Raw genomic sequence first — 12,642 nt, forward strand, 5'->3', positions numbered from 1 at the left:
TTCATCATGCACATCAATAGGGCCGCAAAACCCCGAGGGATGAGGATCTACCACTAAAATAGTTCTCGAAAATTGGCACATTTAGTAATAAACTTCGCGCTATGACTTAGGTCACATAATTAGATTTGGCCTGTCATATGCTCAAGCATCCATAAAATTACAAAAACGCTGCCATAGACCCTAAAGGAAACAGCAACATGGCCTTGAAAGATGCAATGCCTTCAGTACTACTCGAGAACGTAGTCAGCCTAATTCATTCGAAAGTTCCCAATACACAAGCCAAACAAGTTGAACAGTTCGCAACTTGTATTTATGCCCACATGTCGAAAGATGACTTGCAACACCGCAATGACAGTGATCTTTACGGCGCCGTCCTCAGCCTTTGGAATGCCGCGAACAAGACGCCAGTTGGCGAGACCCATATTCGCGTGTTTAACCCGAGTCAATCTAAGCATGGTTGGAAATCATCCCACTCAATTATCGAGGTGATTCAACCGGATATGCCTTTCCTTGTTGACTCTGTAGGCATGGCGCTTAACCGCATGGGCATCACCACTCACATGATGCTGCACACGCCGTTAACCGTGAAGCGTGACCAAGGCGTGATCACAGGTGTTAGCTACAACGACGATAAGGACGAGAGCAACGACAAGGTTGCCGTGTTCCTGATCGAGGTGGACAGACTAAGCAGCGACGCCGATATCAAGAGCCTGGAAAAAGAGATTCAATCTGTATTGGGTGACGTGGCTGCATCGGTCAACGACTGGCAGGCGATGTCGAACAAGCTGAGCGAGACCATCGCCGAGCTGCCTAGCCGTCCATTCCCGGGTGAGAAGCGTGAGCTGGATGAGGCCATCAACTTCCTGACCTATCTGAACAATCACCATTTCACCTTGTTGGGTTATCGCCGTTACGACCTGCACAAGGTCGAGGGCGATCTCGAGCTGCTGCCGGCTAACGAGACCAGCCTGGGTCTGATGAATGTACCGGGTAAGCCTAAGAGTTCTAAGGGACTCATGCTTTCCAGCCTGTCAGATACCGCACGTAAAGAAGCACTCGACAGCAGTCTGCTTATCCTGACCAAGAGCACTGAGAAGAGCCGCGTTCACCGCCCAGCCTATGTCGACTATATCGGCATCAAACGTTTCGACGAGCAGGGTAATGTTATTGGTGAAGACAGATTCATCGGCCTGTACGCCTCAAACCTGTACAACCGTAGCCCACGTGAGATCCCGCTGCTGGCAGAGAAGATCCAGCGCGTACTGGACGATTCTGGCCTGACGCCGCATTCTCACGACTACAAGGCTTTGATGCATATTCTGGAAACCTTACCGCGTGACGAGATCGTCCAGGCACGGGAATCTGAACTGGCCAGCATGGCTCATGGCGTACTCGAGATGCAAGATCGCGACAAACTCAAGCTGTTTGTGCGCAAGGATGGCTTCGGTCGTTTCCTCTCTTGCCTGGTATACGTCTCTAAAGACAGATACAACACTAAGCTGCGTGAAGATACTCAACGTATTCTGGCGCAACACTTCAACACTAAAGAAGATGTTGAATTTACAACTTATTTCTCTGAGTCTACGCTCGCGCGTACTCACTATATAGTCAAAGTCGATAATAATATTACGGATGTAGATGTGGCTGCCATCGAAAACAATCTAATTGAAGCTGCGCGTTCATGGGAAGACAAGTTAAACACAGCGCTGATCACTGCCCAAGGCGAAGAGTCTGGCAACCGTTTGGTCAAACGTTATGTGAATGCGTTCCCACGCAGCTACAAAGAAGATGTGTTGCCTAGCTCTGCCGTGGTGGATATCGAGCACTTAGAAGCGCTGGATGATGATCACAAGCTTGGCATGCTCTTCTATCAGCCACAGGAAACTGCGCTTAAAGACAACAAGGTGCGCCTGAAACTCTTCCATAAAGATGAGCCAATCCATCTGTCTGATGTATTGCCTATGCTGGAAAACTTCGGCCTGCGCGTGATCAACGAGCGCCCATATGAAGTGATGACCGCCGATGGTTCTACCTTCTGGATCCTTGACTTCTTGATGACGGTACAAGGCGCTGCGGTTGATAACCTGGCCGACAGCCAAGATAGATTCCAGACAGCCCTGTCACAGGTGTGGCGTAAAGAGCTGGAAGATGACGGCTTTAACCGTCTGGTATTGGCGACCGGTCTGTCTGGCCGCGAAGTGTCAGTGCTACGTGCCTATGCTAAATATATGCGTCAGATCGATGCAACCTTCAGTCAGGCCTACATCGAAGAGACCTTTAGCAGCTACCCACAGATAGCCGATCTGCTGGTGAAGATGTTTATCCGTAAGTTCAACCCTAAGCTAAAGACTCGTACTCTGGCTAAGTTTGTTGAACAGATCGATATGCGTCTGGAAGATGTGTCTAGCCTGGATGACGACCGTATCATTCGTCGTTACCTGGATCTGATCAACGCCACGCTGCGTACCAACTTCTATCAGGTGCTGCCAGACGGTAGCAACAAGCCATACGTGTCATTCAAGTTCTCGCCAGAAGAGATCCCAGAGATGCCACGTCCGCTACCTAAGTTTGAGATCTTCGTTTACTCTCCAAGGGTAGAGGGTGTTCACCTGCGTGGTGGCAAGGTTGCCCGCGGTGGTCTGCGCTGGTCTGACCGTCGTGAAGACTTCCGTACCGAGGTACTGGGTCTGGTGAAAGCCCAGCAGGTGAAGAACACAGTTATTGTACCTGTGGGCGCCAAGGGTGGCTTCGTCTGTAAGCAACTGCCTACCGAAGGTGGCCGCGATGCCTTCTTCACTGAAGGCCAAGAGTGTTACCGCCTGTTTATCCGCGGTCTGCTGGATATCTCTGACAATATCGTCGAAGGCGAAATCGTTCCTCCGGCAAACGTGGTTCGTCACGATGAAGACGATCCATATCTGGTTGTGGCGGCCGACAAAGGTACCGCGACTTTCTCAGATATCGCTAACGCTATCTCTGAAGAGTATGGTTTCTGGCTAGGCGACGCCTTCGCATCGGGTGGTAGTAACGGTTACGACCATAAGAAGATGGGTATCACGGCGCGCGGCGCGTGGGAATCGGTTAAGCGTCACTTCCGTGAGATCGGCGTTGACTGTCAGACCACAGATTTCACCTGTTTGGCGATCGGTGATATGGCCGGTGACGTATTCGGTAACGGTATGCTGCTTTCTGAGCACACACGTCTGGTGACGGCATTTAACCATATGCATATCTTCATCGACCCGAATCCGGATGCGGCTAGCAGCTATAAAGAGCGTGCGCGTCTGTTCGAGATGCCGCGTTCAAGCTGGGAAGATTACAATAAAGATTTGATCTCTAAGGGCGGTGGAATATTCCTTCGCTCGGCCAAGTCAATCACCCTGACACCTGAAATGAAGAAGATGCTGGATACCAAGAAAGCATCTATGACACCAAACGAGCTGCTTAAAGAGCTGCTGAAGATGAAGGTGGATCTGATCTGGAACGGTGGTATTGGTACCTACATCAAGGCGACCAGCGAGACGCACGCCGAGGTGGGTGACCGCGCCAACGACGCACTGCGCGTCAACGGCAACGAAGTTCAGGCCCGCATCATAGGCGAGGGTGGCAACTTAGGTTGTACTCAACTGGGTCGTATTGAATACGCCGCCAACGGTGGCCGCATGAACACCGACTTCGTGGATAACGTGGGTGGTGTGGACTGTTCGGACAACGAAGTTAACATCAAGATCTTGCTGAACGCCATGGTGGCCGAAGGTGAGATGACGGTGAAACAGCGTAACCGTCTGCTGGTTGAGATGACTGACGAAGTCAGCCGCATCGTACTGCAAGACTGTAAGGATCAGACCCGTACCATCTCTGTGACTCAGGTGCGCGGCGCCGAGCAGTTGAAAGAGCAGATCCGCTTCATCCATTATCTGGAGAAGGAAGACAAGCTAGACAGAGCACTCGAGTTCCTGCCGACCGATGATGAACTGGCAGAGCGTTTAGCGAACGGTAAGTCACTGACTCGCCCTGAGCTTTCTGTACTGGTGGCCTACGCCAAGATGGTATTGAAAGAGCAACTGCTCACGCCGGAAATTACCGACGATTCATTCTTGAGCCAGCTGCTTATCGAATACTTCCCTCGTCAGCTACAGGAGAAGTACAGCGAGCGTATGGTGACGCACCCGCTGCGCGCCGAAATCATTGCTACCTCTTTGGCCAACGAGTTGGTTAACGACATGGGCTTGAATTTTGTTCAGCGTATGCAAGATGAGACAGGTGCCTCAGTCGCCGAAGCCGCTATCTGCTACACTATGGCTCGTGAAGTATTTGGTTTAGCTGAATTAACTAAATCGATCACGGCGCTAAACGGTGTGGTACCTGCTGTGGTTCAGGGTGAGATGCTGCATCAGTTGCGTCGTAATCTACGTCGCGCGTGTCGTTGGTTCTTACGTCATCGTAACCGTAACCAAAGCATTGAGCAGGTTGTGGCCTTCTTTAGCCCAGTGTTCCAGGAACTTCGTCAGAACGTTCATCAGTATCTGGTGGAAGATGAAGTTAACGGCATCCGCGCCGAGATTGCAGCGCTGGTGAAAGAAGGAGTACCAGAGCAGGTGGCGACCGATGTCGTCAACATGAGCACATTGTTCTCTGCACTGGATATCTCACAAATTGCCGAGCTGGAAGACAAGCCAGTGGCCTTGGTTGCCGAGACCTACTACAAGCTAGGTGCTCGTATTGACCTGCACTGGTTCCTCGAGCAGATCAGTGCCCAGCCTGTGGCTAACCACTGGCAGGCGCTGGCGAGAGCGGCATTTAGGGAAGAACTCGATTGGCAACAACGTTCACTGAGTTCAGTGGTATTACGTACCTGCCCATCGGTTTGTGAAGCTGACGCCATTATCGATCAGTGGGTCGAATCCAATCAGGGCTTATTGGAGAGATGGTTCCACATGCTTGCAGACTTTAAGACCTCGCAGACCCATGAGTTTGCGAAGTTCTCAGTCGCCCTACGTGAGCTGAATCTGTTGATCCTTCATTGCGAAGGTCAATCGTAAAAAATAAAAATTAGTCATGAGCCCTGGCAATCGCCGGGGCTTTTTTCGGTCTAGGAGAATGCATGTTTTACAAAATCGCACAGAAAGTGATGTTTCAGATGGATCCTGAGAAGGCCCATAACCTTGCTATAGGCAGTCTGAAGTCAACTGCGAATTCGCCATTAAACTGCTTTTATGCACAGAAGCTGCAAGCAGCACCTGTCGAGTTTATGGGATTGACCTTTCCAAATCCTGTCGGCTTAGCTGCCGGTATGGACAAAGATGGTGAATGTATCGATGCGTTCCACGCCATGGGATTTGGCCATGTGGAAGTGGGTACGGTAACGCCACGTCCACAGCCTGGTAATGATCAGCCGCGCCTGTTTCGTTTAAAGCCGGCCAAGGCGATTATCAATCGCATGGGTTTTAACAATAAGGGTGTCGATAATCTGGTCGCTAACCTGAAGGCAGCCAAGTCTGGCGCCATGGTTGGGGTGAATATCGGTAAGAACAAGGATACGCCGGTAGAGCAGGGCAAAGAGGATTACCTCATCTGTATGGAGAAGGTTTACCCTTATGCAGCCTATATTGCGGTCAATATCTCATCGCCAAACACACCAGGCCTGCGCAGTTTGCAGTATGGCGATCTGCTTGATGATCTCTTGGGATCACTAAAAGCTAAGCAGAAAGATCTTGCCGAGCGTCATGGAAAGTATGTGCCGATCGCACTGAAAATTGCGCCGGATCTTGAGCCAGACGAGATTGAGAAAATTGCCGAGTCGCTCATTCGTAACGAGTTCGACGGTGCTATCGCCACCAACACCACGCTGACCCGCGACGGCGTCAGCGGTTTGGTGAATTCTAACGAAGCCGGTGGCTTAAGCGGTAAGCCTTTGAATTCATTGTCAACAAAAGTAATTAAGCAATTGGCAGATTGTCTGAAAGGTCAGGTGCCCATCATAGGGGTTGGTGGTATTAACAGTGCTGCCGATGCGCTCGATAAACTCGATGCGGGTGCAACCATGGTACAAATTTATTCTGGTTTTATTTATCGCGGACCAGAATTAATTAAAGAGATCGTCGATGCTTATCGCGTAAAAAGTAAATAAGATCTTATTTTAGATCTTAAAACGATCGCGCGATCTTATTTAGATCGCGTTTGATCGCGATAACGTGTTGTAATCTATATCATATTTATAATATTTTTTTTGATATTGGATGAAATATCATCTATTATCGAGCTGTATTAAAGTATATAGGTACACGTTATGTTATTAATGCCACAAAGGGATTGGCAATGGATATATAACGATTCGTATGGGGTTTTAAGCGTTTCGTTAGGTTCGGATATGGAATTTCTGACTCCCTATAAAACGAAAGCACTTATTCCTGATGCCCTGGCCACCACGGAATTTAATGTCGAGCACGCCAAATTCTATATAGAGTTTATTGAGCGTATCGGTAAGTCATTAAATATAGCCGACGCGGTAAGGGTACAGCTGGCGCTTAACGCCACGGCGGCCCATTTTCTATTAAAACCTCAGATGCCTAAGTCGTGGTTTTTTGAAACATCTGCCGTCTGTGTATACAGTGAACTGGGCAAGGTGTTCCAGTTGAAATGCCAAGGTGAGGTGGTGCAGGTACTGGTGGTCGAGTCTAACATTCAGGCATCCCTGGTTATGTTGTTATCGCCTGAATTGCATTTGAGCGACAGTAAGGCGATGCGCCAATTCGATTGCATTAAGGTGATGAACGATAGATTGCATCCGCTAAAGGCCAATCGTCAGATAGCCGCGGCTTAATAACGCTAAAAGCGAGAATAGATTAATTGGATGGGGAGCGACTGCTCCCCATTTTTATGCCCGCTGTTTGATCTATTTATTTTATTGCGATGATCGAATCTAAATCATTTTTTCGATCCATAGTGTTTTCTCATCTCTTTTTCTTTATTTTTCTTCTTTATTTTCTCCGTCTTTGATTAAGCGGCTAAGTGCTCACAAAATAGGCACTCTTGATTTTATTCATATGCACAAAACAAGGAGAAAATGAATACTCGCTAAGCAATAATGCTTTGCTGGCTATTTTGTGATCACGTTTTTAGATTGGCGCATTGGGTAGAGGTCCAAAGGAGAGTCATGTTAAAGCTTGTGAATATGAGGGGGCAATTACAACTGCAGCGACTTTATTGACTTGGATTTTGATAAAGGTTTCTTTAAAGCGTGGTGAAGTCGGTCAGAGGTCTTTGCGGATTACTGAATGCTGATCCGTGATTACTGTGATTACTGATTGTATAGAGAGTTCAATCTGACGAGTAGCCAAACTGCTTTTTTACATTGATTAAGATAGGAAAGAGGGGAATTGTTTGCGTAAGAAATTGGTTGCGAGAGCTAGATTTGAACTGGGCTGCATACCGCTGACGACCTTCGAAGCTCATATCGCCAGTTGAACCAGGCGAGCTACGATTGAGTATATATAAAGGGGGTTAAATCTGAAATTGGTTGCGGGAGCCGGATTTGAACTGGGCGGCATACCGTCGACGACCTTCGAAGCTTATATCGCGAGTTGAGCCAGGCGAGCTATGCTTGAGTATGTATAAAGGGGGTTTAAATCTGAAATTGGTTGCGGGAGCCGGATTTGAACCGACGACCTTCGGGTTATGAGCCCGACGAGCTACCAAACTGCTCCATCCCGCGTCCGTAAGAAACGCTGTAGTTGTTTTGATTCTTGCTACAAAGAAATTGGTTGCGGGAGCCGGATTTGAACCGACGACCTTCGGGTTATGAGCCCGACGAGCTACCAAACTGCTCCATCCCGCGTCCGTAAGAAACGCTGTAGTTGTTTTGATTCTTGCTACGAAAGAAATTGGTTGCGGGAGCCGGATTTGAACCGACGACCTTCGGGTTATGAGCCCGACGAGCTACCAAACTGCTCCATCCCGCGTCCGTAAGAAACGCTGTAGTTGTTTTGATTCTTGCTACAAAAGAAATTGGTTGCGGGAGCCGGATTTGAACCGACGACCTTCGGGTTATGAGCCCGACGAGCTACCAAGCTGCTCCATCCCGCGTCCGGATGTTTACTTTAACCTCTGTAGCGCCAACAGCCTTATTGCTGTTAAGTACTCAGTGCGTCAAAGCGGGGCGAACTATATCGACATGGCGGAGCCAATGCAAGTAACGATTACGAAATTCGGGTCAAGCGTTTATTAATCCGTCAATGTGCTGGCTTATCGATCAAGCCGGGAAATTTTAAACCTTCATTTGGCAGAACTTTTTATCATTTAATCTGAGGACAAGGTATAATGACGGATTGATTTTTGAAGTGTGTCTATCTATCCATGTTGAATTTTTTTGCCGCAGCCCCAAGAGGCTATGAGTACGCCCTGTCGTTGGAACTGGCAGAGTTTGGCGCCGCCGAGATAAAGGAAAGCGTTGCCGGTGTCTATTTCTCTGCGCCCCTTAATCTGGCTTACCGTATAACCCTATGGTCGCGACTCGCCAGCCGTATCATTCTGGTGATCTACAAGGGGCCCTGTGAGAATCCCGAGCAGCTCTATAATGCGGCCTACTGCATCGACTGGCAGACCCATTTCTCCAATAAGAGCAGCTTCAGCATAGATTTTCATGGTGTGGGTGGCTTTATAAAGAACTCACAGTTTGGCGCGCTTAAAATAAAAGATGCGGTCGTCGACCGTTTTCGTGACGATGGCTGTCCACGTCCCGATGTGGCCCGTGTCGATGCTGACTTTAAGATAGATGCTCATTATCGCCGCGGCCAAATTACCCTGGGGATTAACTTCTCTGGGCCTGCTCTGCATCAGCGCGGTTATCGCTCCACCACGGGGGAGGCACCACTAAAGGAAAACCTGGCGGCCAACATGTTGGTACGTAGCGGCTGGCAACAGTCGCCGAAAGATCTACTCGACCCTTTCTGCGGAAGTGGCACCATTTTAATTGAGGCGGCTATGATGGCCTGCGATATCGCACCTGCGTTGCAGCGTCGCCGTTTCGGTTTCGAGCACTGGCTACGCCATCAAGAGGCCGACTGGCAGGAGCTGCTTGCTGAGGCCAAGGCCCGCGCTTCTATCGGTACCAAGCGCTGTGAGATCAAGTTTTATGGCTCGGATATCGATTCGCGTCTGGTGGCGCTGGCAAAGCGTAACGCGCAAAACGCTGGCGTTGCGGAGCTTATCGAGTTGTCGGTCTCCAACGCCCTCAATGTTACGCCGCCGGTGGAGCAGGGCTATCTGATCACCAACCCGCCTTATGGTGAGCGTCTGGGCAATGTCACTTCGCTGTTGCAGCTCTACTATCAATTGGGTGACAAGCTCAAGGCCGAATTTGGCGGCTGGCAGGTGGCTGTGCTCAACAGCGACATCGAACTCCTCTCGGCCCTTAAGCTGAAAGCCGACAAGCAGATGAAGATGTATAACGGCGCGCTCGAGTGTGCCTTTAACCTCTATACGCTGCATGCCAACAGCACCCGTCGTCTTGACCCTAGCCAGGTGTTGAGCCAGGGCGGTGAGGTGAGCGAGGTCGCCACGGCCTTTAGTAACCGTATCAAGAAAAATCATAAGCAGCTGAGCAAATGGGCTCAGCGCGAGGGGATAGATAGCTATCGCCTCTACGACGCTGATATTCCCGAGTACAATGTGGCGGTAGATATCTATCTGGATCATGTGGTGATCCAGGAGTATTCGGCGCCTAAGTCGATTCCCGAGGCGGTGACTAAGCGTCGCCTGACAGATGTCTTGCTGGTGTTGCCTCAGGCCATCGGCGTCGACCCCGATAAGATTATTCTCAAGACTCGTGAGCGTCAGAAGGGTACTAACCAATACCAGAAGCTAGATGCCACTAAGCTCGAGCTGGTCACCACAGAGTACGGCGCCAAGTTTAAGCTTAACTTGAAGGACTACCTGGATACAGGTCTCTTCTTAGATCACAGACTGACCCGCAAGCTAGTGGGTGAGAAGTCGAAAGGCAGAGACGTGCTTAACCTGTTTGCCTATACCGGCAGCGCCTCGGTGCACGCGGCTCTGGGGGGGGCCAAGTCGGTGACTACGGTCGATATGTCTAACACCTATCTCAACTGGGCGCAGGACAACTTCGAGTTGAATGGCCTTAAAGGCAAGCAGTATCAGTTTATTCAGGGCGATTGCTTGCAGTGGATAGATGACTGCGACCAGCAGTATGACCTGATCTTCATCGATCCACCGACCTTCTCTAACTCCAAGCGCATGGAAGATTCTTTCGATGTGCAGCGCGACCACGTGAAGCTGTTGAGCGCGCTGGTGAAGCTGCTGCGTCCGGGCGGGGAGATACTGTTCTCCAACAACAAGCGTAAATTTAAGATGGATAGCGAGGCGCTCAGTGCCCTTGGCTTGTCGATCACTAACCTGGATAAGCAGACGCTGCCGCTGGATTACAAGCGTAATCCGCATATTCATAACACCTGGTTGATTCAGCATGCCTAAGACCAGCGGCTATATTCTTTTTCATACCGATGCCTGCCACCTGTGTGAGCAGGCCCAGGCGCTTATCACGGCGCTGAATATCGATTTTGTCTTGCAGGATATCTGCGATGACGAGCAACTGGCGCAGCGCTATGGCGTGCGTATTCCAGTGCTGCTGCGTGAGGCCGATGACGCCGAGTTAGGCTGGCCTTTCGACAGCGAGCAGTTGCAACAATTTACAGGAGCATAAATTGAGTCTGGTTCGTATTAATAACGGCTCATTGGCCTATGGCTACACCCCCTTATTGCAAAACGCCGACTTTACCATAGAGCCGGGCGAGCGCGTCTGTATCGTGGGCCGTAACGGCGCCGGTAAATCGAGCCTGATGAAGGTGATTGGCGGTGAGGTGTTACTTGACGATGGCGAGTTTAACATTGCGAACGACGTTAAGGTTAGCAGACTGCAACAGGACCCACCTAAGGCTGAGCAGGGCACGGTTTACGCCTATATCTCGGCGGGTTTGCAGGAGGTGGGCGAGAAGCTCGAGCGTTATCATCAGCTGTCTCACGATGTTGCCCACGTTGACGCCCAGGAGATGGAGCGCCTGCTCAAGCAGATGGAACGTCTTCAATCGGATCTCGACCATCTCAACGGCTGGCAGCTCGATACCCGCATCAATCAGACCTGTGAGTTGCTGGGATTGGACGCAGATGCGAGCCTGGCTAGTCTGTCTGGCGGCTGGCAGCGTAAGGTGGCCCTGGCGCGCGCCCTGGTGAGCGAGCCGGATCTGCTGCTGCTCGACGAGCCTACCAACCATCTGGATATCGACACTATCGAATGGCTGGAAGAGTTTCTGCTTAATTATCGCGGCGCCATCGTCTTTATCAGTCACGACCGTGGCTTCATTCAGCGCATGGCGACCCGTATCGTGGATCTCGACCGAGGTGTGGTGACCTCCTGGCCCGGTGATTACCAGACCTACCTAGATGGCAAGGCCGAATGGCTTAGGGTAGAAGAGGAGAAGAACGCTCAGTTCGATAAGAAGCTTGCAGAAGAGGAAGCCTGGATCCGCCAAGGGATCAAGGCGCGCCGTACCCGTAACGAAGGCCGCGTGCGCGCGCTTAAAGCGCTGCGTATGGAGCGTATGGAACGTATCAATCGTCAGGGCGGCGCTAAGATGGCTGTGGCCGATACCGAGCGCTCGGGTAAGCTGGTATTTGATATCAAAGATCTCAACTACAACCTGCCAGATAAGAACCTGGTGAAGAATTTCACCACCTCTGTGATGCGCGGCGATCGTATCGCCCTCATCGGCCCTAACGGCTGTGGCAAGTCGACTCTGATCAAGCTGTTGATTGGTCAGCTTGCGCCTCAATCCGGCGAGGTGAAGGTGGGCACTAAGTTAGAAGTGGCCTATTTTGACCAATACCGTGAGGCGCTTGATCCGGAAAAAACCGTTGAAGACAATGTAGGTGAAGGCAAGAAGACGGTGACTATCAATGGTCAGGATAGGCATATCTTAAGCTACCTGCAGGACTTTCTGTTTTCACCCATGCGCGCCCGTACGCCGGTGAAGGCTCTTTCCGGTGGTGAGAAGAATAGATTGTTGCTGGCGCGTCTGCTGCTAAGGCCAGCAAACCTGATCATTCTCGATGAACCGACAAACGATCTTGATATCGAGACCTTAGAGTTGCTAGAGTCGCTGTTGACCGATTATCAAGGCACCTTGCTATTGGTGAGTCACGATCGTGCCTTTATCGATAACACGGTTACCAGCTCCTGGTGGTTTACCGGTAACGGCGGCTGGAGTGAATATGTCGGCGGTTATCAAGATGCCGTATCCCAGGGGGCAAAATTTTATTCTGAGGAACCAGTTGCCAAGGACGCTGTCCAACCCAAGGTTGCCGAACCGGTTAAGCGCGAAACCAAGGCGGCCGCTAAAGCAGAGAAGAAACTTTCTTATAAATTACAGAGAGAACTCGATGCCTTGCCTGCCAAGATGGAACAACTCGAAGCCGAGATTGAAAGCTTGCAGGCAGTTATCAATGAGCCCGATTTTTATACTCAAGCACAAGATCTGGTCAGTAGCCGATTAAATGAATTGGCAGAGCTGGAACAGGAATTAGAAGTGTGTTTCGAACGTTGGGAAGAGCTAGAAGCCCTCAAATAGA

Annotated in this window: 6 protein-coding genes and 4 tRNA genes; 6 read left to right on the forward strand and 4 right to left on the reverse strand. The window is 50.4% G+C overall.

Going from position 1 to position 12,642, the window contains the following annotated elements:
- Window positions 1–197 precede the first annotated feature (197 nt).
- The 3 genes from SHEW_RS09340 to SHEW_RS09350 all read left to right on the forward strand — a co-directional run bounded on the left by SHEW_RS09340 (window position 198) and on the right by SHEW_RS09350 (window position 6,823).
- Window positions 198–5,042 (forward strand): NAD-glutamate dehydrogenase, encoded by a 4,845-nt coding sequence (locus tag SHEW_RS09340; RefSeq protein ID WP_011865607.1) that lies wholly within the window; start codon window positions 198–200, stop codon window positions 5,040–5,042.
- A 62-nt stretch (window positions 5,043–5,104) separates the two neighbouring features.
- Window positions 5,105–6,130, forward strand: a complete 1,026-nt coding sequence (gene pyrD / locus SHEW_RS09345) for a quinone-dependent dihydroorotate dehydrogenase (RefSeq protein WP_011865608.1) — start codon at window positions 5,105–5,107, stop codon at window positions 6,128–6,130.
- Window positions 6,131–6,289: 159 nt separating this feature from the next.
- Window positions 6,290–6,823 (forward strand): cell division protein ZapC, encoded by a 534-nt coding sequence (locus SHEW_RS09350; RefSeq protein WP_011865609.1) that lies wholly within the window; start codon window positions 6,290–6,292, stop codon window positions 6,821–6,823.
- Window positions 6,824–7,637: 814 nt separating this feature from the next.
- Here the strand turns inward: SHEW_RS09350 and SHEW_RS09355 are convergent.
- The 4 genes from SHEW_RS09355 to SHEW_RS09370 all read right to left on the reverse strand — a co-directional run bounded on the left by SHEW_RS09355 (window position 7,638) and on the right by SHEW_RS09370 (window position 8,085).
- Window positions 7,638–7,714, reverse strand: a tRNA-Met gene (locus SHEW_RS09355).
- Between the two features lie 46 nt (window positions 7,715–7,760).
- Window positions 7,761–7,837, reverse strand: a tRNA-Met gene (locus tag SHEW_RS09360).
- Between the two features lie 47 nt (window positions 7,838–7,884).
- A tRNA-Met gene (locus tag SHEW_RS09365) sits at window positions 7,885–7,961 on the reverse strand.
- Window positions 7,962–8,008: 47 nt separating this feature from the next.
- Window positions 8,009–8,085: transfer RNA gene (locus SHEW_RS09370), tRNA-Met, on the reverse strand.
- A 270-nt stretch (window positions 8,086–8,355) separates the two neighbouring features.
- Here SHEW_RS09370 and rlmKL point away from each other — a divergent pair.
- Genes rlmKL through SHEW_RS09385 form a run of 3 tightly spaced genes read left to right on the forward strand, consistent with a single transcriptional unit; the run spans window position 8,356 to window position 12,641 of the window.
- Window positions 8,356–10,491, forward strand: a complete 2,136-nt coding sequence (rlmKL, locus tag SHEW_RS09375) for a bifunctional 23S rRNA (guanine(2069)-N(7))-methyltransferase RlmK/23S rRNA (guanine(2445)-N(2))-methyltransferase RlmL (protein ID WP_011865610.1) — start codon at window positions 8,356–8,358, stop codon at window positions 10,489–10,491.
- On the forward strand, window positions 10,484–10,720 hold the full coding sequence (locus SHEW_RS09380; RefSeq protein WP_011865611.1) for a glutaredoxin family protein: 237 nt from the start codon (window positions 10,484–10,486) through the stop codon (window positions 10,718–10,720). Before rlmKL ends, SHEW_RS09380 begins: the two co-directional genes overlap by 8 nt.
- A gap of 1 nt (window position 10,721) precedes the next feature.
- Window positions 10,722–12,641 carry an ABC transporter ATP-binding protein gene (locus SHEW_RS09385; protein ID WP_011865612.1) on the forward strand — a complete coding sequence of 640 codons (1,920 nt, stop codon included), beginning with the start codon at window positions 10,722–10,724 and terminating at the stop codon, window positions 12,639–12,641.
- The last annotated feature ends 1 nt before the right edge of the window (window position 12,642 follow it).

It is taken from the genome of Shewanella loihica PV-4 (genome assembly GCF_000016065.1).
Classification (GTDB): domain Bacteria; phylum Pseudomonadota; class Gammaproteobacteria; order Enterobacterales; family Shewanellaceae; genus Shewanella; species Shewanella loihica.

What these genes read in the sequence shown, in the direction of transcription:
- SHEW_RS09340 (WP_011865607.1), top strand. Translation starts at nt 198, where the DNA reads ATGGCCTTGAAAGATGCAATGCCTTCAGTACTACTCGAGAACGTAGTC.
- pyrD (WP_011865608.1), top strand. Translation starts at nt 5,105, where the DNA reads ATGTTTTACAAAATCGCACAGAAAGTGATGTTTCAGATGGATCCTGAG.
- SHEW_RS09350 (WP_011865609.1), top strand. Translation starts at nt 6,290, where the DNA reads ATGTTATTAATGCCACAAAGGGATTGGCAATGGATATATAACGATTCG.
- rlmKL (WP_011865610.1), top strand. Translation starts at nt 8,356, where the DNA reads ATGTTGAATTTTTTTGCCGCAGCCCCAAGAGGCTATGAGTACGCCCTG.
- SHEW_RS09380 (WP_011865611.1), top strand. Translation starts at nt 10,484, where the DNA reads ATGCCTAAGACCAGCGGCTATATTCTTTTTCATACCGATGCCTGCCAC.